Annotated in this window: 18 protein-coding genes; 17 read left to right on the plus strand and 1 reads right to left on the minus strand. The window is 64.4% G+C overall.

Going from position 1 to position 20775, the window contains the following annotated elements; translation table 11 throughout:
* Window positions 1-9: 9 nt before the first annotated feature.
* The 17 genes from CY652_RS21340 to CY652_RS21420 all read left to right on the plus strand — a co-directional run bounded on the left by CY652_RS21340 (window position 10) and on the right by CY652_RS21420 (window position 19999).
* Window positions 10-711 (plus strand): lytic transglycosylase domain-containing protein, encoded by a 702-nt coding sequence (locus tag CY652_RS21340; protein WP_102132712.1) that lies wholly within the window; start codon window positions 10-12, stop codon window positions 709-711.
* Window positions 711-2906 (plus strand): DNA topoisomerase, encoded by a 2196-nt coding sequence (locus CY652_RS21345; RefSeq protein WP_102132713.1) that lies wholly within the window; start codon window positions 711-713, stop codon window positions 2904-2906. The genes CY652_RS21340 and CY652_RS21345 overlap by 1 nt, the downstream gene beginning before the upstream one ends.
* Before the next feature lie 111 nt (window positions 2907-3017).
* Complete coding sequence (locus CY652_RS21350; RefSeq protein ID WP_102132714.1) at window positions 3018-3320, plus strand: TrbC/VirB2 family protein; 303 nt, start codon at window positions 3018-3020, stop codon at window positions 3318-3320.
* A gap of 20 nt (window positions 3321-3340) precedes the next feature.
* Window positions 3341-6220, plus strand: coding sequence for a VirB4 family type IV secretion/conjugal transfer ATPase (locus tag CY652_RS21355; RefSeq protein ID WP_102132715.1), 2880 nt, complete (start codon window positions 3341-3343; stop codon window positions 6218-6220).
* A gap of 13 nt (window positions 6221-6233) precedes the next feature.
* Window positions 6234-7394 carry a type IV secretion system protein gene (locus CY652_RS21360; protein WP_258002402.1) on the plus strand — a complete coding sequence of 387 codons (1161 nt, stop codon included), beginning with the start codon at window positions 6234-6236 and terminating at the stop codon, window positions 7392-7394.
* A gap of 41 nt (window positions 7395-7435) precedes the next feature.
* Window positions 7436-8182 carry a P-type DNA transfer protein VirB5 gene (gene virB5, locus CY652_RS21365; RefSeq protein ID WP_374703687.1) on the plus strand — a complete coding sequence of 249 codons (747 nt, stop codon included), beginning with the start codon at window positions 7436-7438 and terminating at the stop codon, window positions 8180-8182.
* Window positions 8183-8380: 198 nt separating this feature from the next.
* Entirely contained in the window at window positions 8381-9118 is a 738-nt protein-coding gene (locus CY652_RS21370) for a virB8 family protein (protein ID WP_102132717.1), read from the plus strand.
* Complete coding sequence (locus tag CY652_RS21375) at window positions 9115-10053, plus strand: TrbG/VirB9 family P-type conjugative transfer protein (RefSeq protein WP_102132718.1); 939 nt, start codon at window positions 9115-9117, stop codon at window positions 10051-10053. Before CY652_RS21370 ends, CY652_RS21375 begins: the two co-directional genes overlap by 4 nt.
* Window positions 10046-11422 carry a type IV secretion system protein VirB10 gene (gene virB10 / locus CY652_RS21380; protein WP_102132719.1) on the plus strand — a complete coding sequence of 459 codons (1377 nt, stop codon included), beginning with the start codon at window positions 10046-10048 and terminating at the stop codon, window positions 11420-11422. Before CY652_RS21375 ends, virB10 begins: the two co-directional genes overlap by 8 nt.
* Window positions 11422-12507 carry a P-type DNA transfer ATPase VirB11 gene (gene virB11 / locus CY652_RS21385; RefSeq protein ID WP_102132720.1) on the plus strand — a complete coding sequence of 362 codons (1086 nt, stop codon included), beginning with the start codon at window positions 11422-11424 and terminating at the stop codon, window positions 12505-12507. Before virB10 ends, virB11 begins: the two co-directional genes overlap by 1 nt.
* A gap of 25 nt (window positions 12508-12532) precedes the next feature.
* Window positions 12533-13306: a hypothetical protein gene (locus CY652_RS21390; RefSeq protein WP_102132721.1), complete on the plus strand. Its 774-nt coding sequence runs from the start codon at window positions 12533-12535 to the stop codon at window positions 13304-13306.
* A gap of 20 nt (window positions 13307-13326) precedes the next feature.
* Entirely contained in the window at window positions 13327-13710 is a 384-nt protein-coding gene (locus CY652_RS21395) for a hypothetical protein (protein WP_146010177.1), read from the plus strand.
* Window positions 13707-15677 carry a type IV secretory system conjugative DNA transfer family protein gene (locus tag CY652_RS21400; protein ID WP_102132723.1) on the plus strand — a complete coding sequence of 657 codons (1971 nt, stop codon included), beginning with the start codon at window positions 13707-13709 and terminating at the stop codon, window positions 15675-15677. Before CY652_RS21395 ends, CY652_RS21400 begins: the two co-directional genes overlap by 4 nt.
* A gap of 109 nt (window positions 15678-15786) precedes the next feature.
* Window positions 15787-16506, plus strand: coding sequence for a hypothetical protein (locus tag CY652_RS21405; protein ID WP_146010178.1), 720 nt, complete (start codon window positions 15787-15789; stop codon window positions 16504-16506).
* A 46-nt stretch (window positions 16507-16552) separates the two neighbouring features.
* Window positions 16553-18430 (plus strand): LPD7 domain-containing protein, encoded by a 1878-nt coding sequence (locus tag CY652_RS21410; RefSeq protein WP_102132725.1) that lies wholly within the window; start codon window positions 16553-16555, stop codon window positions 18428-18430.
* Window positions 18431-18434: 4 nt separating this feature from the next.
* Window positions 18435-18983, plus strand: a complete 549-nt coding sequence (gene mobC / locus CY652_RS21415; protein ID WP_102132726.1) for a plasmid mobilization relaxosome protein MobC — start codon at window positions 18435-18437, stop codon at window positions 18981-18983.
* A gap of 8 nt (window positions 18984-18991) precedes the next feature.
* Window positions 18992-19999 carry a relaxase/mobilization nuclease domain-containing protein gene (locus tag CY652_RS21420; protein WP_102132727.1) on the plus strand — a complete coding sequence of 336 codons (1008 nt, stop codon included), beginning with the start codon at window positions 18992-18994 and terminating at the stop codon, window positions 19997-19999.
* Window positions 20000-20114: 115 nt separating this feature from the next.
* On the opposite strand, the gene CY652_RS21425 is transcribed toward CY652_RS21420, so the two are convergent.
* Window positions 20115-20775 (minus strand): glycine betaine ABC transporter substrate-binding protein (locus CY652_RS21425; RefSeq protein WP_102132733.1); only part of this gene is annotated, 661 nt, incomplete at its 5' end.

A 20775-nucleotide genomic window follows, 5' to 3' on the forward strand; every position in this document is an offset into this window, starting at 1 on the left:
GGCGACGTCATGATGCCAGCCGATCTTCCGATGCTCGTGGCGCAGTGTGCTCCGGGCATTCATCCGGTCACGATGCAGGCTGTCGTGCGTACTGAATCCGGTGGCAACCCGTATGCCATTGGTGTCGTTGGTGGCCATCTTGTCCGCCAGCCGCGCACGCTCGGCGAAGCGGTTGCTACGGCGCATGTGCTGGAGCATGCAGGATGGAACTACAGCGTGGGCCTCGCGCAGGTGAACCGCGGCCACCTGGCCGGATATGGGCTGACCGGGGCGGCGGCATTCGATGCCTGCCGCAACCTCGCGGCCGGTGCTGACATCCTCGCGCACTGCTATGGGGGGGCGGTGCGTCGCGGACGTCCGGTACATTCGGGGCAGGTCGCGCTGCGCGACGCCCTGTCGTGCTACGCCAGCGGCAATTTCCAGACCGGATACCGCACCGGCTACGTGCAGCGTGTTGTGCTTAGTGTGGCGCAGGATTCGGTGCGTGATCAACGGATCGATGTTCCCGCCATTGACGCGCGCGAAGTCATTCCCGTGATACCGGTGGCACATCCGTCTGGCGAGGCCGCCTCGCGTGCAGCATGGTCGACATATCCTGTCTGGCGCGCGAGTGCAGCGTCGCTAGACGACGCGAACGGAAGCGGGCAGGCTCGCGCGGCTGACGCGGCTGACGCGGCTGCGACGCCCGACAACAGTGCGGTGGTGTTCTGATGAAAGCGCTCATTCTTGTCGAAAAACCTTCGGTCGCGAACGACATCGCGGCGGCCCTGGGCGAGTTTTCGCAAACGGAGAAAAACCTGTTCGAGCGCGACGATCTGGTGGTGACCAGCGCGGCCGGGCACCTCGTCGAAATTGCCTCGCCGGAAGCGATCGCGCATCTGACGCCGGTGATTCCGGAACGGTTTGCGCTCGTCGTGCGCGAGACCGCATCGGAGCGCCTGAAAGCCGTGCTCCGGCAGATGCGCCGCAGCGATATCGACACGCTGATCAATGCCTGCGATGCAGGCCGGGAAGGCGAACTGATTTTCCGGCTGATCGTTGAGTTCGCGCAGAGCCACAAGCCGGTCCGTCGCATGTGGCTGCAGTCGATGACGCCGCAGGCGATCCGCGCCAGCTTTGCCGCGCTACGCACTGACGAACAGATGCAGCCGCTCGCGGCAGCGGCCCGTGCCCGTGCCCGTGCCGAGGCGGACTGGATCGTCGGCATCAACGGTTCGCGCCTGTGCCGCCGGCTGACCGGTGTCACGACGCCCGTGGGGCGCGTGCAGACGCCGGCCCTGATGCTGGTGGTCGCGCGCGAGGACGTAATCCGCACGTTCGAGCCGCGCATCTATCACGGAGTCCATCTGACGGTGGCGTTGCAGGCTGGTGAATTCGTTGCGCGCTGGCAGGACCCGGATCTCGGGGCGTCTCCTGTATCAGCTGGGAGCGAGCCGGGTGTTGCCGATGCAGGTGCTGCAGAACGGCGCGAGCGCATCTGGAGCGTACAGCCGGCCCGTGCTATCGCGGCGCGCTGTGCCGGACGCGATCCCGAGCTGATCACGGACGACACGCAGCCATCGATACGCAGCGCGCCGGCGCTGTTCGACCTGACAACCCTCCAGCGCGAGGCGAATCGGCTCTACGGCCTGTCGGCGAAACAGACGCTCGATCTGGCCCAGATCCTCTATCAGGACCACAAGGTGCTGACGTATCCGCGCACCGATGCGAAGGCGCTGCCCGAGGACTACGTGCCAACGATCACGAAGATCATCGGCACACTGACTGACGGTCCGTATGCGCCACAGGCCCGGCGCGTCCTGGACAGCGGCTGGATTCGGCCGGTGAAGCGGATTTTCGATAACGCGAAGATCAGCGACCATTTCGCGATCGTTCCGACCGGTGCATCCGCATCGGGCCTCTCGGAGGCCGAATGGACAGTCTACGACCTCGTCGTGCGCCGCACGCTCGCCGCGTTCTATCCGGATGCGGAGTTTGCGGTGACCACGCGCACGGTGGAACTGCTGGACGATGTTTTCGTCGCCCGCGGCCGGGTCATGGTGCAGCCGGGGTGGCTTGCTGTCTATCGGGCGGAGATTGACAGTGGGAGCAGGGCCGACACCGCTGAGGCGCTGGCTGCGCTGCCGGCGCTGAAGGTGAGCGAGACAGGCCGCAATGCCGGCGTATCGGTGGTTGAGAAAAAGACGCGTGCACCTGCCCGGTATACCGAGGCGACGCTGCTGTCCGCGATGGAGCACGCCGGGCGTGAGGTCGAGGACGAAGCGCTGCGCGAGGCGATGGCCGAACGCGGGCTCGGTACCCCCGCGACGCGCGCGGCCATCATCGAAGGCCTGCTCGCTGACGGCTATCTGGAGCGCCAGAAAAAGCTGCTGGTGCCGACTGCGCGTGGAATCTCACTCAGGAAACTGCTCTTTATGCTGCAGGGCGAAGCGCTGCTGTCGCCGATGCTTACCGGCGAGTGGGAATCGCAGTTGCGTGCGATCGAGCGGAACGAAATCTCCGCCGCAAGCTTCCGCACGCCCGTCGAGGCGTTCGTGCGTGCACTCGCGAAGCGCACTGATGCCGTCGAAGCGGCGGTGCTCGCGGGCAATCTGCCGTGCCCGTCCTGCGGTAAGCCATTGCGTCGCGTCGTGGGCAAGCATGGACCGTTCTGGGGCTGTTCGACGTATCCGGCCTGCAGTACGGTCGTGCCTGATGACCAAGGTCGTCCCGGCCAGCCGCGACCGGAACCGGACGTCAGCCGGTTCAAATGTACGTGCGGTGCCGGGCTTGTGCACCGGACCGGCACGTCGAAGAAAACCCGCAAGCCCTACAGCCTGTGGTCGTGCAGTGCCTACCCGAAATGCCGGCTCTCCTGGCGCGATCGCGACGGGAAGCCCGATATCACCGGTCCTCCCTCCAGTTAGCGCCGGTTAGTTTCCTCCTTCATTTCAGGCAGCAAGCGAAGTCGCTGGATCGATCGGGATCCTGGCGGGGAATCACTTCGACGCAATTCAGGATAACCAGGTGAGATTGGTATGAAAAACCCTCCGCATCGTATCGGGACCGGCATGCAGGTTGTCGCTGCCTGTCTGTCGTCACTGTTACTGGCCGACCCGGCCAGCGCGCAGATTACCTCGCAGGCGAGCACGATCCTGAGCGACATCTCGACGGGACTCACAGCCCTCGGCGTCGTGATCTGCACGATCGCACTGATGTGGGCGGGCTTCAAGATGATGTTCCAGCACGCGCGCTTTGGCGAGATCGCGAACATCTTTATCGGCTCAATGCTGGTCGGTGGTGCGTCGACGATTGCCGGCGTGCTGATGTCCGGCAGCTGATCGCAGAGCGGGAGCCAATCATGTTCTTTCCTGATCTGCGCGACGATATCTTCAAGGGCTGCACGCGCCCGGCGATGCTGATGGGCGTGCCCATCGGCCCGTTCATCGGCGCAGTCGGCTCGCTGCTGATCGCTGGCATGTGGACGTTCATCGTGTCGCCTGTCGCGGCGCTTATCGTGCTGTCCATGCTGGTTCCGGTCGTGGTCACCATGCGCATGATCACGCGCTACGACGACCAGCGGCTGCGGCAGACCTTCATGCGCCTGCGTCTGCGGCTGCTGCAGCACAACCGGAAATTCTGGGGCGCGCATGCGTATTCCCCGACCGGGAAATTCCGCCGCCGCACGCGGGGCAGCGAAGCAGGCGCCGCGCCGAAGTTCGAGGCCGAAGCGGCGCGCGAGGTGGTAGCCGCTGATTTCGTGCCGTATTCGTCGCACCTGACGGATACGATCATCCGCACGCGCGAGGGCGATTTCCTGTGCATCTTCCGCCTGGAAGGCATCGCGTTCGAGACGGAGGATCCGGTCGATATCCTCGCGCGCCACGAAGGTTTCAACAGTCTGGTGCGCAGTTTTGGCACCGGCAACGTGGCGCTGTGGTCGCACCGTATCAGCCGGCGGGTGAGCGACCGGTTCAATGCCCGCTATGCGAACGGGCGGATCGATGCGATGGCCGGCGCGTATTACGACGGCTTCGCCGGTTACCGGATGATGGCGCGCGACCAGTACCTGACCGTGGTCTACCGGCCGGCGCGCACGAAGACCGGCCGGCTGCTGCACCAGGTCCCGCGCACGCTCGACGCGATCCGCGAGGCAGAACGTGCAGCGATCAAGGCGCTCGAGGACCTGGGCCGCGACGTGATACAGAGCCTCGCACGCTACCGGCCGGAGCCGCTGGGCATCTATCAGCATAACGGCTGCGAGTATTCGCGTGCGCTCGAATTTCTCGGCTACCTGCTTAACCGCGTCTGGGAGGGCGTGCCGGTGCCGTCGGGTCGCATTGCCGAAGCGTTGCCGACTTCGCGCCTGTTCTTCGGCGGCGAGAAACTTGAATTCCGCACGGCGGGTGGACACCAGCATGGGGTGATGCTTGACCTGAAGGATTACCCGCAGACATCTGAGCCGGGCATGCTCAACGGCCTGCTGTATGGCAATTTCGAGTTCATCGAGACGCAGAGCTTCTCGGTGCTCGACCGCGCGAGCGCGAAGACCGTGCTCGAACGCCAGCGCGGCCGGCTGATCGCGGGCGAGGATGCCGCCAGTTCGCAGATCGCGGCGATGGACCAGGCGCTCGACGGCCTCGTGAACGGGACCTTCGTGCTCGGCGAATACCACTATTCGCTGGCTGTGTTCGGCGAGACGCCGGCCGAAGCGGAACGGGCCGCGTCGATGGCGCGGGCAACCCTGCAGGATGCCGGCTTTCAGGTCGCGAGAGTGGATCTTGTCGCGGACGCGGCGTGGTTTGCACAGCTGCCGGCGAACTGGCGCTACCGCACGCGCGAAGCGGCGCTCAGTTCGCGCAATTTCTGTGGCCTGTCGAGTTTCCACAATTTCATGTCGGGCAAGCGCAACGGCAATCCGTGGGGTGAGGCGGTCGCGATCCTCAAGTCGCCGAGCGGCCAGCCGGTCTACCTGAACTGCCACATGACGCCGGAAGACCGGGATTCGTTCGACGCGAAGGCGCTCGCGCACACGCTGATCGTGGGCCAGGCCGGTTCCGGTAAGACCGCGCTGGAAATGTTCATTCTCGCGATGCTCACGAAATACGGCGTGTCGATCGCATTGTTCGACAAGGATCGCGGCTGTGAAATCGCGATCCGCTGGATGGGTGGCACCTATCTGCGCATGAAGCGCGGCGAGTCGACGGGCCTGAATCCGTTCTGGCTGGAGCCGACGCCGGGCAATGTGGATTTCTGGGTGCGGGTCGTCACGCGCTGCGTGACGCGTGCGGACAGGCCATTGAGCACGAAGCAGGAAACCGACATCTGGACGGCCGTGCAGGCGGTGGCCGGCATGCCGAAGGAAGTGCGGCGCCTGTCGATGGTGCTGCAGCTGCTGCCGAAGGATGGCGACGACAGCCTGTACGAGCGCCTGGCGAAGTGGTGCCGGCCGGGGCGTCTGGGCTGGGTGCTCGACAACGCGACTGACCAGATCGCAGGCTCGATCGCGCAGAGCCAGATTTTCGGCTTCGACGATACCGAGCTGATCGACGACCCCGAGATCGCGCCGCTTGTCACGATGACGATGCTGCACTACACCGACCTCAAGATCGACGGCAACCGCTTCGTGGTGGTGCTGGCCGAGTTCTGGAAGCGGTTGCAGAGCGATGTGTATACGAGCTTCGCAGAGGACATGCAGCGTACCGGTCGCAAGGAGAACACCTTTGCGATCTACGACACGCAGTCGCCGGCCGAAGTCATTGCGAGCCCGGCCGCGAAGGCGCTGATCGGCCAGATGGCGACAGTCATCTACCTGCCGAACCCGACCGCCGACGCGGCCGACTATATCGACGGCTTCAAGCTGTCGAAGGCCGAATTCGAGATCGTGCGTAACCTGGGCGAGACGAGCCGGCGTGCGCTGATGAAACAGGGCTCGCGTTCGTGCGTGGTGACGCTGGACCTGTCCGGTCTGGCGGTCGGGCAGGGCGAGGCGATCGACATCCTGTCGGGTTCGAAGGACAACGTCGAACTGCTCGACGAAATCCGCGCCGAAGTCGGGGACGATCCGCACGCATGGCTGCCGGTCTTCCAGCAGCGGCTCGATGCGCGGCGCGCGGCTGGGCACCGCGCAAGGCAGGTCCGCGCCCATCCGCTGACGCCGTTCGTTGTTCAGGCTGATTCGGGCCGCGGAGCGGCACATATCCCGACACATACCCCGATGGAGGCCCGTCATGGCGAGTAACGGTGTGTTCTCGATGGTCGGCAACGGTATCGAAAGCGGGATCGGGAGCTACGTGACGCACACGTCGGCGGCGTTGTCGAGTGCCCTGGTGCCGGTGGTCACGACCGCAGTGACCGTGTGGGTGATGGCTTATGGGTTCGCGGTGATGCGCGGCGAAGCGTCGGAGTCGGTACCGGCGTTCGCGTGGCGCGCGGCGAAGATCGCGATCCTGCTGACGGTGGCGCTCGGTAGCGGCATCTATCAGTCTACGGTCATCACCGACGTGGAGAACGGCACGGGGATGCTCGCGCAGACCATTGCGCAGGCGGGCGGCGGCACATGCTCGGCCAGCGTGTCGGGGGTGACAGGAACTGGCAGTACGTCGGCCAGCAGTGTCTATGCGGCGCTCGACTGCTACGACGCGCAGCTGGGCGCAGTCGTCACGGCCGATGTCAATCATGCATCGCAGTCGGGGCTGACCGACTTCGGCGCGGCGATGGGGTATCTGGCAAGCGCCATCATCGTCGCCTTTGGCGGCAGTGTGTTCCTGCTCGTCGCCTGTCTGGAAACCGTACTGGCCCGAGTGTTCCTTGATCTGGTCCTTGGCATCGGCCCGCTGTTCATTGCCTGCGGGGCATTCGAGCCGTCGCGGCGTTTCTTCGATGCATGGACCGGCAAGGTCGTGACCTACTGCCTGATGCAGGTCCTGATTGCTGCGTTCCTCGGTATCGCGCTCGCCGTATTCTCGTCGGAAACGGCGTCGCTTACCGGCCTCGCTTCGCTGCCGGCCTCGTCCGACAGCAGCAACCTCTATGCGACGATCGTCAACCAGATGATGGGCGCGTCGTCTTCGACGGTCAGCGACGACCAGTATTTCGTCGACGCGCTCGGCATGCTCGTAACCGGCATCTTCCTCGCGATGCTGTGCTGGCAGTTGCCGTCGGTCGCCTCAGCGCTCGGCGGCGGCAGTGCCGTGACGGGTGTGGGTGCTTTCGCGGCGGGGCTCGCGAGCCGGGCGGTCGGAGGTGCAGCGGGGACGGCGCTCAGCCGGCTTTTCACCGGCAAGGGATCGGGCAGTGGCGGAAGCATCTCTCCGGGCAGCCCTGGCGGTACCACCGGTGGCAGCGGGCGAGGCGCGCGGCCCGCGTACCAGCGTGCCGTGATGGACAACCTGAACCGGACAGGCGCGGCCTGACCAGACGGTCGGATGATGGCCCGATATTGATGAGGACGATCATGAAACAGACATCCATCCTGCACATGTCGTTGTATCGGTCGGCACGGCGACCGGCCGCCCGGCTCCTCGCTGCGCTGTGTGCGTCGGCACTCGTGGCGATGGTTCCGTCTGCGGCGCACGCGCAGGGTATTCCGGTATTCGATGCGTCGGCCGTCGCGCAGATACTGCTGACGGTGAGTAACCTGAAGCAGCAGGTCCAGCAACTGATGACGACGTACAACGCGCTGACCGGCGTGCGGGGCTTCGGCAGTCTCCTGAGCAGCCCGGTCGTCGCGCAGTCGCTGCCGTCTAACTGGCAGAGCCTCTATACGGCCATCCAGCAGGGTGGTTACGCGGGACTGACGGGCGCCGCGCAGACACTGCGCTCGGCGAGCGAAATCTACAATTGCCAGAACCAGGCGGGCATTGACCAGCAGGTCTGCCAGCGTGCGCTGAACAAGCCGTTCCAGGACAAGGCGCTGGCCGAACAGGCCTACCAGACCGAGCTCAATGAACTCGATCAGGTGCAGGCGCTGGTGCAGCAGATCAACCAGACCCAGGACCCGAAAGGGATTGCCGAACTGCAGGGCCGCATTGCCGGCGAGCAGGCTGCGATCCAGCAGGAAACGACGAAGCTGCAACTGTTCAGGATGATGGCCGAGACCGAAGACCATCTCGTCGCCGAGCAGCAGCATGAACTGGATCTGAAGCGCTCGTCGAGCGACCAGCGCGCCCAGGACCGGCTGACACCGGTGACGTTCGACTGACGACGGGGTACCGGTCATGAACAGGTTGCTTTCAGTAATTTTAGTAATACTTATTATATCGGGAGAAGGATGCAGCAGCGGACCTCATCCGCTGCCGATGCCGGACGGCCGTCATCAGGTGCCCGTCAATCCGGTACCAGCCGCGTCCAGCGCGGTGGCGACATCGGGCGTCCCCGGAAACCTTGCCGGAGGTGCGGCATGACGCTCTTCAAACATCCGGCGTCACCACTCGACTGGGAAGCCTCCATCGTCCAGATGCAGGAGCGTTCCGAGCGCCGTGCGTGGCAGGTTGCGAAGGTCGCCTCGGTCATCGCCGTGGCGTGCGCGGTGGCGTTCGCGTCGATGCTGCCGTTCTACCGGCTGATTCCGCTGCCGATCGAGGTCGACCGGTTGACGGGTGAGGCCGAGGTCATCGACGTGCTGGATGCCCGGCACGTGAAGCTGACCGAACTGGTCGACAGGCACTGGCTGTCGACCTATGTGCAGGCACGCGAACGCTATTTCTGGCCGTTCCTGCAGATGGACTACGACACCGTGCGCGTGATGAGTGATGGGCAGGCCGAGCGGGACTACGAGCAGATTTACGCCGGCCCCGATGCGCTCGACAAGATGCTCGGGCCGGATGTCGAGCGCCGGATCAAGGTGCTGTCGACGAGCCTGCCGCCCGGCGAGCCGGGGCGGGCCGTCGTGCACTTCATGCGGACGACGGTCGATCATGGTCAGGCCGGCCGGCCCGAATGCTTCCTCGCGACGATCGCCTACCAGTACAGGCCGAAGCTGCTGCAGCGGGAGCGCGAAGGCACGCTCAATCCGCTGGGTTTCAAGGTGACGGCCTATAGCCGTGACGTGGATTACGGTGTCTGCCAGGACAGCACGGCATCCGGTGCGGTGACGTCCACGCACACGGCCACCTTGTCGACGGAGGTCCAGCGATGAATCCGAATCCTGTTCTGCGGGCTTTCCGGCTGGGTATCGCATGCGCGCTGACAGCGCTGGCGGCCACGTCTGTACTGGCCGTCCAGATTCCGGGCTATCGCGGCGATAGCCGCGTGCGGCAGGTGCAGTACGACGAGAACGAGGTCGTGCAGGTCGCGACGCAGCGCGGTGCCGGTACCGAGATCGTGCTGGGCACAGGTGAGCATATTGAACGCGTTGGCATGGGCGACAGCGGCGAGGCTGAGGGCTGTGGCCGCGCGCCAGCCGATCGTGCAGGCGATGTCGATGCGTCTGTTCCCGACTGGAAGATTTCCGCCTGCAAGGGCGATTCGGACATCTTCCTGAAACCGGGTGGCCACGCACACGACACGAACCTGATCGTGCATACCGACCGGCACGACTATGCGTTCGATCTGATGGTCCTGCCTGCGACGCGGGCCGGCAATGAAGGCGTGATGTATCGCGTCACGTTCTCGTACCGGGACGAACTCGCCGCGCACGACACGGCCCGGACCGAGGCGAACCAGATCGTGCAGCGCGAGGCAGCACCCGCCGCGAAGCGCAATCTCGCGTACACGATGCAGACCGTGCCGGGCTCTGACGACATCGTGCCGTCGGCGATGTGGGACGACGGGCGTTTCACGTATATCGAAATCCCGGGCAACCGGAAGATTCCTTCGGTCTTCCGGGTCGCGGAGGATGGGTCGGAGCACGTGCCGGACAAGCACATGGAAGGAGACCGGATCGTCCTGCATGAAGTGGCGCGGCGCTGGGTGCTGCGCCTTGGCAGCGAGGCGGTCGAACTGTGGAACAACGCATACGACCTGGATGGCGTGCCGCCGGTCAACGGGACGACCGTGCCGGGCGTGATCCGCACGCTGAAAATGCCGCCGATGCCGGCTAGCCAGGCCACACAGGGAGGCGGCGATGAGTGACGACCTGGATCGTCCGTCGGTACCGGAATCTTCGGGGCTGGAAGCGCTGCGGGGCCCAGCCCCTGTGCCGACCGATGGGCAGCATGCGGATTTATACGATGTGCCGCCGACGCCGGAACGCAGGGGACCTGCCGACGTGACCGCTGCTGATCAAGCAAGCCCGGCGAGTACAGGTAGCGCGAGCACGCAGTCTGCGGGCACACCGGCGCGTGAACGTGGCGACCCTGCGAAGCCTGAGCATCCGGACGGTTTTCCCGATCTCGACCGGCATCGGCCGGGGGCGGGCGAGATCGCGAAGCGCTGGCTGGGTATCTTGGCGTTCGTGGCCGTCACGCTGGCCGGCGCGATCTGGGCCGTGCATCGTGTGGTGACGCAGCACCAGGCGGACGCGAAGCACGCGCGCGACGCGGCAAACGACAGGCCGGCTGGCGGCCGCTCGTTCGACACCGCTGTACCTGTCAGCAGCACCGTGGCGCAGGAGACTTCCGGCGCGTCCGGCACGGTATCCCTATCTGTCGTGGGGCAGTCCGCGCTCACCACGTCGCCGGATCATCGTCCGGGGCCATCGGCATCGGCACCGTCGCATCCGGTCATGAGTTGGTACGACGCGGACCTGATCGTCGGTTCGGGCGATGCACCTGCCGGGAGCGGCGAGACAGGTGGCAGCTCTGGCAGTACGTCTGGCAGCGAGCGCAGATCGCCCCTCGCAGCCGTTGCGGCGGGCGCTCCGTCCAGTGCCTTGACGGCAGCACTTTCGCCCACGCAGATTCACGCGGTCCAGGCGGGCCTGACCGGAAACCGCGACCTGCGTCTGTCGGCCGGCGCAAAGATTCCCTGTGCGGGCGACACGGCGTTCGATTCGACGCTGGCTGGCATCAGCACCTGCACGGTGACGTCCGACGTGTATTCGGACAACGGCCATGTATTGCTGATCGAGCGCGGTTCGACAGTCAATACCGAGTTCCGCTCGGCGCCCGCCCAGGGCCAGCGGCGCGTGTTCATCCTGTCGGCACGTATCCAGACGCCGGGCGGCGTCAGGGTGCAGATCGATTCGCCGGCCGCTGACGCGCTCGGCCGCATGGGGATCGACGGCGAGGTGAACAACCACTGGGGCGAGCGTCTGGGCGCAGCCTTCCTGCTGTCGCTCGTGCAGGACTCGATCGGCTATCTTGCTTCGCGCAGCGATTCGTCAAATGGTACCGTGGTGTTCGAGAACACCCAGCAGACCGGCAACGACATGGCGGACCGGGTGCTCAACAGCACCATCAATATCCCGCCGACGATCACGAAGAACCAGGGTGCGGATTTCCTGATCGTGCTCGCGCGGGACATCGACTTCAGTAGTGTCTACCAACTGGAGGCAAAGTGATGGACGTGGCCGGACTCGACGAGCGTTTGCCGGCCGATGCTGCCCTGCGCATCCTGATGCCGGAGATCGCGGCGCTGCTCGCCACTGATGGCGTGACGGAACTGGTCGTCAATAAGGCGGGCGAGGCGATAACCGAAACGGAATCCGGCTGGCATTTCCACGAGATGCCTGATCTGACACTTGACCGGCTGGAAGCTATCGCAGTGGCGGTCGCGACCTTCACGAGCCAGGGTATCTCGGCGCAGCGGCCGATTCTCTCCGCGTTGCTGCCCGATGACGAGCGCATCCAGATTGTGATGCCACCAGCCGTCCCGCCGCGCTCGATTTCGTTCACGATCCGCAAGCCCAGTTCTTCGGTGATCGCGCTCGAATCCTGGCGCGATCTCGGCGTGTTCAATGACACGATCTGGCGTGCACCGGCAGGCCTGGACCAGATGCGTCGTTTCCTGAGTCCCGTCGACCGGCATCTGGTCGAATTGCTCGAAGCCAGACGCTTCGTCGAGTTTTTCACCCAGGCGGTGGTGGAGCGCAAGAACATCGTGCAGGTCGGGGATACGGGGTCGGGCAAGACGACCTTCACGAAGTCACTCTCTCTCCATATCGGCAAAACGGAACGCGTCATCACGATCGAGGATGTACGCGAGCTTTTTTTGCCGCATCTCCAGAACGTCGTGCACCTGCTTTACAGCAAGGGCGGGCAGGGCCAGGCGAGGGTGACACCTGCCGAGCTGATCGAGAGTGTGATGCGCATGTACCCGGCTCGCGTGCTGATGGCGGAGTTGCGCGGCGGTGAGGCCTTTGATTTCCTGAAGCTGATGACGTCGGGCCACGACGGCTCGCTCTGCACCTATCACGCGCGCTCGCCAGCCGTGGCGCTGGAGCGTTTCGCGCTGATGGCGAAAGAGCACCCGGAGGCGCAGACCTACGATGACGTGACGCTCAAGAAGCTCCTGACACTGACGGTGGACGTGATCGCGCACCTCGAAGCGCGCCCGCTGTTCGATGCCCAGGGGCGCCAGACCGGGAAGATCAGGCGGATGACGGAGATCGCATTCGACCCGGTCAGGAAACTGGAAATGTCCTGAAGCGGACTAAAAAGGAGATGCGATCATGGCACGAGAGCAGATCAGGCAGCGCGGCGCGCTGTGGTTCGGCTATAACCCGGTGGTCGGCTGGCTGATGGAGGCGACGCCACAAAGCACGGCCATCCTGCGCGAGGTACGGGACGGTTTCGATCCCGATGCCTGGAAGGCGGGTTTTACGGGCGATACCGGGCTCACGCTCGAGGCGCGCCGGCAGCTTGCCGCACGCGGCCTCCGCTCTGAAGCGCTGTCGGGCGAGATCGTGGCCGCGTACTACGCCGAGCAGCAGGACGTGGTGCGCGGCCAGAGTTATGCGTATCTGCGCGTGAAGCTTGTCGACGGCGATGAGGCCTATCTGGTATCGCTGGGGCTGGGTACCGGCCCCGCGCAGATGCTCGCGCAGAAACTGCTGGGTGTTACGCCAGGCGACCGCGTGCGGCTCACGGCCTTTGGCAAGATCGAGAATGGTTATGCGAACCATGCCGTGAGCCTCAGGGACGCGCAGGGGCAGGAGATCCGTGGTCCCGGCGGATTGTTCCGCATCGCCGAATCACTCGTACAGGACAAGATCGCGGTGCTGCGCGGACAGGGGCTCGACAGTCGCGAACTCGTTGCCCAGACGCGTGCGCAGGTCAAACTTGAATTCCATCGTCGCCTGATCGATGACCGGATTGCGCCATCCTTTGCGGGCTACAGCAGCGGTGCCAGCGCATCGGTTCCTCCTGCGCCGGGCGACGGGTTGCATGCCGATGCTGATCCGGCGGCCGGATTCGACGACGCGGCAGATGGTGTGCCGTTCTGACGCGACCGGAGATATGCGCCATGCGACATCCATTTGATTCCAGTGCGCGCTGGTTGGCGGTTGGCCGGGCGGTCACGATCACGCTTGGCGTGCTGATCGCGCTCGGCGTCGCTTCGATCGTAGCGCTCTGGATCGCGGGTTTCGTGTTCTTCGCGCTTGCACACGATAACCCGCTCCGGGCGGGTGGTTTCGGCTATATCGATGCGCTGACGGACTGGTCGAATGGCTGGCTGCGCGGCTACGGCAGGCGTCTCGCCGTCGCGGGCATGATTGGTTGTGGCCAGGCATTCGTTGGGCCGCTGGTGTTGATCGGCGTCGTGCGTGCGCAGAGGGGGCAACGCGAACTGCACGGCAGTGCACGCTTTGCGACCGAGGCGGAAATCCGCAAGGCGGGCTTGTTATGAGCGCCACTGCTGCTGCCTCGTCGAAGCTGGTCGGGCCGCCGCTAGTGGTCGGCACGTGGCGTGGCCGCTACCTGAAGTTCGCCGGTCAGCAGTTTGTCCTGCTGGCCGCGCCGACACGTTCGGGCAAGGGCGTGGGGATCGTGATTCCCAATCTCCTGTCGTACGGGCATTCCGTGGTGGTGCTGGACGTGAAGCAGGAGAATTTTGCGGTCACGGCAGGTTTCCGGAAGGCACACGGCCATGAGGTGCATCTGTTCAATCCGTTTGCAGAAGACTTCCGCTCGGCGCGCTACAACCCGCTGTCGGCGATCTCGGCAGGCATTTTCCGTGTCGGCGACATCCTCGCGATCGGCTACGCGCTCTATCCGTCGGGCGGACACGATTCGTTCTGGAACGACTCCGCTCGCAATCTGTTCCTCGGGCTCACGCTCCTGTTGTGCGAGCTGCGTGATGCGCGCGCGAGAAAGAGTACCGACGATCTGAACCTGCCGGACTACCCGGTCACGATCGGAGAGGTGCTGCGCCAGTCATCCGGCCGGGGCGAGCCCGTCAAACAATACCTCGGCTCGCTGCTCGCGAATTACGGCAGCGTGCTCTCGGGCGCGTGTATCGATGCATTGAACCGCTTTCTCGCGAATGACGACCGGGTACTCGCCAGCATCCTCGCGACCTTCAATGCGCCGCTCGTGATCTGGGCGAACCCGGTCGTGGATGCCGCCACGAGCGGAAATGATTTCGACCTGCGCGACGTGCGGCGGAAGAAGATGACCATCTATTTGGGCATCACGCCGGACCACCTGGCTGAATCGGCCGTGCTGCTCAACCTGATGTTTTCGCAGCTCGTCAATCTGAACACGAAGAAGCTGCCACAGGACGATTCAGACCTCAAGTACCAGTGCCTAATGCTGATGGACGAGTTCACGTCGATCGGCAAGGTCGGGATCATTGCCAAAGCCGTGTCGTACATGGCCGGCTACAACATGCGTCTGCTCGCCATCATCCAGTCGGTCGCGCAGCTCGAATCGGTCTATGGGCGCGAGGATGCGCGCACGTTCGCGACGAACTGCGCGATGCAGCTTCTGTATCCGCCGCGCGAACAGAAGGACGCGAACGAGTATTCGGAGATGCTGGGTTATTTCACGCAGAAGTCGGTGAGCGTCAGTCGACCGCGTGGCTGGACCGCGAAGGGCAGGCCGAGCGAGAGCATTTCCGACCAGCGTCGCGCCTTGCTGCTCCCACAGGAATTGAAGGAACTGGGGCAGGACAGGGAAATCATTCTGCTCGAAAACACCAGGCCCATACTGGCGAACAGGATTGTCTATTATCGCGATCCGGTGTTTCAGTCGCGCGTCCTGCCAGCACCTGCCGTCAAGCCGCTGGACGTGGCGGGCTACCAGGCCCGCGTCGAGCATCGCATGCGGGATGTGCTGCGCACGGATATGGATGCAGCCGGGCGGCTCACGGTGCCGGTCGAGCATCTGGAGATCCTGGCCGACATGAACATAGCGAGGCTGCCGGATTCGCCGGAAGCGTTTGAGGATTTGGCCGATGAGGATGTGCCGGCGCTGGTCGAATGGTACTTCACGAGCGTCGGGGTGCCGTCGGCCCCATTGCGCAATGCACTGGAGCGGGTCGATGCGGAGCTGGCGAGCATCGAGGTGTCGAGTGCTCCAGAGCCGCTGGCACCCGGGATGGCGCAGCGCGTACTGGATAACGATATCGAGTTCTTCGGCGGCAGTGTCGAAGCGGATGCTGATGTGTCGGTGATGCCCGTGTCGGCCGACGCAGATGATGGCGCTGTGGCCCGGGGAGACGACGAATCCCTGTCACCGATGCTGGCCAATCTGGCTGCCTCGATGTCGACGGACAAGCCCGTGGCCCGGAAGCCGTCTGCGCGTGGCAAGGGCACGCGCCGCGCGTCGGCCGCATCCCGATCGAAGAAGACGAGTGCAGAGACGATGGACTGAGTATATCCGGGCCACTGCATGTAGATCTGTGTGGCAGTTTCGGATAAGGGGCCGTCCGGCAGCGTATCCGGGTGGCCATTTCCAGGGCAGTAAAAAAGGAGTACAGATCATGAGCGACGTTACCGATCAACCGCAAGCGGCCCGGCGTAGCCGCAAAGCCCCTGTCGCGAAGAGCGCCCAGGTGGAATCTCCGGATGTTCCGTCGAAAACGGAGGGCAGTACACCCGCGCGTGCCGGGAGCCAGCCTGCATCGTCGAAGCAGCCATCCGCTCCGGCTGCGGGCACCGATGCTCCTGCGGAACAGTCGCGACAGATCGGCAATCCGCTGTTCGACTTCAAGGAAGTGCCGATGGAGATCCGGGCGGCGGCACAGCAGCGTTTCGGCGCCGATGTCCGGATGGGCGTGCCCCGCGAGAACGGGCTGTACAAGGGCGAAGTGTTCAACACCGATCGCTATCTGGTGCAGGAGGTGGCGACGCGCAGTGTCGTGTTCCACGACAAGCAGACCATGGAGTTCGTCGACAGCCGTCTGAAGTGGTGCAACGAGAGTCAGCGGCTCAACGGTGCGGAAGTTCAGGTTGGCTATACGGGCGACCAGTCGAAAGTCTATCCGTATGACCGGCAGCGCGACCAGATGGAGAAGGTGGTTCGCTCGCTGAAGAAGTCGGCGACGGAGCTGGGATTGGGCGAAGACTTCGGCAAGCAACTCGATGCGGCCAGGGGCAAGTCCTGGGAGCGGGTCAAGACCGCGCGCGGCGTCGCGCTGGAGGAAGCGAAAGCGCGTCAGGCACAGCGGCAGGCGAAGCCGGCCGAAGCGCCGGATCGATGACCGGGTGGGTCGGCTCGGTGCGGACAGGTAGAGGAGGATCGGTCAGATGGACGGGAACCAACAGGCGCGCGGCACGGAGCCGGCTGGCGATGCGACCACGATGGTCAATTCGGTCGAACGGGAACTGCCGCGCGAGTTTGCTGCACCGGATGAGCGGCCTTCGGTATTGGTGAGTCAGGACGATCCGGCTGCGACCCGGCTCGATTGGGTCGATCCGGATGCCCTGGAGGTCTTGAAGCGGCGACGGCAGCAGGATCTGGCCACGGCGCGGGAGGGCATGCAGGTGCCTGGCTGGGCAGCATCCAGTCCGTCGCCTGCCGCAGACGCCCATGATGTGCCCCCGGTCGAGGGGGACGGCGCACAACCCGCTGCGCCGGCCGGTGCCCGGCAGCCAGAATCCGGCCAGACGGAGGCACTTCCGGGTGATGCGCGGCGGACGGCGCCGCTGTCGATGACCGGGCCGCTTGCGACGCCACCGGACAGTGTGTCGAAGCGTTTCCTGCAGGCCGGCCCCCGCTATTTCCTGCGCGACGGTTCGCGCGAAATGGCGTTCGAGGATCGCGGCGTGCGGATGGTGACGGCGCATAACCGTCCGGATATTGCCGAGTCGATGGCGGAAATGGCGCTGGCAAAGGGTTGGACCCATATCCGCGTGAAGGGGCACGAGAATTTCCGGCGGGCGATCTGGCTGGAAGCGGCCGTGCGCGGGATCGGCGTAACAGGCTATGCCCCGAACGAGCACGATCACGCCAGTCTGGCCGAACTGATGCAGGCGCGTATGACGAATCGCGTCGAGCAGATGGATACCTCTGGCCCACAGGTCGCGGGGGCGGCTGACGACAAGGAGGCGGCACCGGCGGCAGGATGGACGAGACAACTGATACGGCATGGGTTGGCGTCGTATCAGCATGGAGCCAACGGTGCGCGTTCGTATTTCGTGACGCTGCGTGATCAGGCCGGGGCAGACAGGACCGTATGGGGCGTGGATCTCGGGCGTGCGATGCAGGCCAGTGGTGTGCAGGCAGGGCAGACGGTCACGTTGACGAATCTCGGGCGTCAGCCTGTGACCATCAACGAGGCCGTGCGGGATGCAACCGGCGGGGTGGTTGGCGAGCGGCCGAGGTCGGTCGAACGCAACGTCTGGCAGGTCGAAGTGGCCGGCCCGGAACGGGCACCGACGCAGAGCCGGACCCCGCCGCCTCCGGCCACGATCACCTCGCGATCGCCGGGTAATCGACCGGGAGCGGCTGGTGATCTGCAATCGCGGCGACGTACCGTGGCCGATATCGATTCGACGGGCTGGTCGCCCGAATCGGAATTCCGCGGCGAACTCATCGCGCACGGTCGGGCACCCTATCAGAACCGGGCCGGGGCACAGTTGGCATATTTCGCGACGTTGTGCGAAGCCAGTGGAAACCAGTTAACCGTGTGGGGCGCGGACCTTGAGCGTGCGCTCGGAGTGAGCGGTGTGCAAGCCGGTGAACAGGTCCATCTGGTGAACTATGGTCGCCGTCGCGTCGAGGCGGAGGTGCCCGCGGTCGACGGTCGGGGCGACGTGACAGGCACCGGGCGCCGCACGATCGAGCGTTACGTATGGCGAGCAACGGTCGGGCCGCGAGGTTGGGAGTCGACCGTCGAGGCCGGGCGAAATGATCCGCAGCGTGTGCTGCATATGAGCGTGCTTGCCGAGGCGATGCGTGCGAAGGGCTTCAGTGAGAAGTCGGTCGCGAAGGTACAGGTGAGGGCCGGCGAGATCCTGGACCGATTGCAGGCGCAAGGTGTCCAGGTGCCCGCGCCGCGCGTGTTTGATCCATCGGGGCGGGTACAGCAGCCGCGCTCGCGCGGCAATCCCGCGACGCCTTCGGCTACGCCGGAAGCCGAACGCCTGTTACGGTCGGCCACGCCCGCTGTGCCGTCGCGGTGAGTCTATGGATCATCCCGGGAACCTTCGCTCCAGATCGGATCGCATCGACGTTCCCCTGGGCAACATGAAGAGCGAGTTTGTGGCGTGGTGTCAACGTCAGGACGTGACCGTCAATGATGCCGTCCGGCAGATGGTCGCCCGGGTGCTCGGCATGGATGTCCGTCAGCTTCCGCATGTCGCGTCAGCCGGCGGCGGCGAGCGCATCTCGATCAAGGTGCAGTTCAGCCGGGGCGAGTACGAGGCAGTCAGCCAGACGGCAGAGTACATGGGATTTACCTTGAGCCGGTTCCTGGTCGCGATGGTCCGTGCGCAGATCACGGGCGATCCTCAACCTGGAGTGCATGAGGTCGCAGCGCTCGAGGCGTCGAACTATCAGTTGGCCGCGATCGGCCGCAACCTGAACCAGATTGCCCGTGCGTTGAATGCGCAACCTATGGTACCGGCCGTACGGCATCGGTTGGTACTGATAGACGCGTTGCGCGGAGAAATCGATGCCCATCTGAAGGCTGTCCATGATATGCAGCGTGCCAACCTGGCGCGCTGGCGTCGGTAGCGGCTGGCATGCCGAAGACGATAACCAATGCGGACGGCCTGCTGTTGCAGTGGGGTGATCGTCTCTTTTACGAGCCGGTTCACGCGCGCAAGGCGCAGCGTACTGGTGGAGCGGCCAGGATCGGTCGTCTGGCGGCATTGCGCGAGCAGATTGCTCGGACGGTCCGGCAGGTGCCCGAGGTGATGGTGAAGATCACGAACCGGAAAGGTGGCCGGAACGGGATGGGCGCGATTCGCGCGCATCTGGATTACATCAGCCGCAACGGCCAGGTCGAGCTGGAGGATCAGGATGGCAACTTGATTGCTGGCCGCCCGGCAGTGCGTGATCTCGCCCAGATGTGGCGGAGCGCCGGACGCGGGATCGAGGAAACGAGCAGACGTCGGGAAGCATTCAACGTCATGTTGTCGATGCCGCCCGGTACGGATCGCATCGCCGTAACAGACGCTGCACGTGCGTTCGCATGCGAAGAATTCGGGGAGCAGCGAGATTACGTGTTTGCAGCACACGACGATGAAGCGCATCCGCACGTGCATATCGTAGTGCTTGCACGCAGCCGGAATGGTCGCCGACTCAATCCACGTAAGGCCGATCTACAACGATGGCGCGAGCGATTCGCGCAGGAATTACGTGATCGGGGTGTCGAGGCGAATGCGACGCCACGACGTACGCGGGGTGTGACTCAGCAATCCGAGACGCAGACGGTCAGGCATATGCGTACGCGAGAGGCAGACGTTCGAGCACACACTATACTTGCACCTAATCCTTATGTGGCATTCAATGCGTATCTACCGACGTTGTCGGTATGGCGTGCCGTGGCAACTGTACTGGCCGAATCATCCGAAGCCGAAGATCGAAGTATGGCGAAGATGGTTGTCCGTTTTGTACGGCAGACGCAGGTGGCGACGGCACTATCTGGATCGAAGAACGTGGATGTCGTGTCGCCCGCGAGCTTGCAAGGAGTCATGCAATCAGAAATTCCACCAGATCAGAAAAAGGCTCCGGACATTGACCATTGAGCGGCGTCCGCTTGTCCGTATCGGACTAGGTGCCTGTCAAGCTGCTCCCAGCCACGTGGCTGCTTGATTGGTTAAACCAACCTTTGGAAGCGTGTTGTTTTCACACGCTATCCGTTCAGCCGATCCTGCGTGGCAGGGACCGCGCGGCGTCCACCGGATCGAGCCTGTCTCGCGAGATGAGGTAGTCCAGCCGCGACACCTCTTCGTCGCCGAGGTAGGTGCCGCGCAGGTCGAACACGACCCCTACCGGCAATTGTTGCATCAAGCTATGCCGTGCGACGAGCGTGGCTTTGTCCGCGCCGCCCATCACGCCGTGCGGATCTTTCAGTTGCCGGATCGCGTATTTCTCGTGCAGGAACTGCGGCTTCCACAGCGGAACCACGACCCACTTACCGAGCCGGACCGCTTCCTCATACGCGCCGACGCAGTCGTCCAGCGTGCCGTTCTCGAAGTGATAGCCCGATTCCGCGAGCGCGTACCGCGTGATCGCGGCGCGCGAGAACCGGCTGATGCCCGCGCCGGGACCGATGCCCTGAATGCGCTTTTCCATCCGCGCGACGGCTTCGGGTTTGCGCAGGTCGTCGATGGTCGAGACGACGTCCTCTGGCACGTAATCCGGTACGCCCCAGTATGCATACGGGCGGTAAAGCACGGTGACCTTCTCGAACTGGTCGGCCATCGGATCGAAATAGACGCCGTGGCTGTCCGGCAGCCAGGCACTGCACAGCATGTCGGCGGTACCGTTGCGCAATTGCTCAAACGCTTTTTCGTGCGGT

Source organism: Burkholderia sp. WAC0059 (assembly GCF_002870125.1).
In the GTDB taxonomy this organism is placed as follows: domain Bacteria; phylum Pseudomonadota; class Gammaproteobacteria; order Burkholderiales; family Burkholderiaceae; genus Paraburkholderia.

What these genes read in the sequence shown, in the direction of transcription:
- CY652_RS21340 (WP_102132712.1), top strand. Translation starts at nt 10, where the DNA reads ATGATGCCAGCCGATCTTCCGATGCTCGTGGCGCAGTGTGCTCCGGGC.
- CY652_RS21345 (WP_102132713.1), top strand. Translation starts at nt 711, where the DNA reads ATGAAAGCGCTCATTCTTGTCGAAAAACCTTCGGTCGCGAACGACATC.
- CY652_RS21350 (WP_102132714.1), top strand. Translation starts at nt 3,018, where the DNA reads ATGAAAAACCCTCCGCATCGTATCGGGACCGGCATGCAGGTTGTCGCT.
- CY652_RS21355 (WP_102132715.1), top strand. Translation starts at nt 3,341, where the DNA reads ATGTTCTTTCCTGATCTGCGCGACGATATCTTCAAGGGCTGCACGCGC.
- CY652_RS21360 (WP_258002402.1), top strand. Translation starts at nt 6,234, where the DNA reads ATGGTCGGCAACGGTATCGAAAGCGGGATCGGGAGCTACGTGACGCAC.
- virB5 (WP_374703687.1), top strand. Translation starts at nt 7,436, where the DNA reads ATGAAACAGACATCCATCCTGCACATGTCGTTGTATCGGTCGGCACGG.
- CY652_RS21370 (WP_102132717.1), top strand. Translation starts at nt 8,381, where the DNA reads ATGACGCTCTTCAAACATCCGGCGTCACCACTCGACTGGGAAGCCTCC.
- CY652_RS21375 (WP_102132718.1), top strand. Translation starts at nt 9,115, where the DNA reads ATGAATCCGAATCCTGTTCTGCGGGCTTTCCGGCTGGGTATCGCATGC.
- virB10 (WP_102132719.1), top strand. Translation starts at nt 10,046, where the DNA reads ATGAGTGACGACCTGGATCGTCCGTCGGTACCGGAATCTTCGGGGCTG.
- virB11 (WP_102132720.1), top strand. Translation starts at nt 11,422, where the DNA reads ATGGACGTGGCCGGACTCGACGAGCGTTTGCCGGCCGATGCTGCCCTG.
- CY652_RS21390 (WP_102132721.1), top strand. Translation starts at nt 12,533, where the DNA reads ATGGCACGAGAGCAGATCAGGCAGCGCGGCGCGCTGTGGTTCGGCTAT.
- CY652_RS21395 (WP_146010177.1), top strand. Translation starts at nt 13,327, where the DNA reads ATGCGACATCCATTTGATTCCAGTGCGCGCTGGTTGGCGGTTGGCCGG.
- CY652_RS21400 (WP_102132723.1), top strand. Translation starts at nt 13,707, where the DNA reads ATGAGCGCCACTGCTGCTGCCTCGTCGAAGCTGGTCGGGCCGCCGCTA.
- CY652_RS21405 (WP_146010178.1), top strand. Translation starts at nt 15,787, where the DNA reads ATGAGCGACGTTACCGATCAACCGCAAGCGGCCCGGCGTAGCCGCAAA.
- CY652_RS21410 (WP_102132725.1), top strand. Translation starts at nt 16,553, where the DNA reads ATGGACGGGAACCAACAGGCGCGCGGCACGGAGCCGGCTGGCGATGCG.
- mobC (WP_102132726.1), top strand. Translation starts at nt 18,435, where the DNA reads ATGGATCATCCCGGGAACCTTCGCTCCAGATCGGATCGCATCGACGTT.
- CY652_RS21420 (WP_102132727.1), top strand. Translation starts at nt 18,992, where the DNA reads ATGCCGAAGACGATAACCAATGCGGACGGCCTGCTGTTGCAGTGGGGT.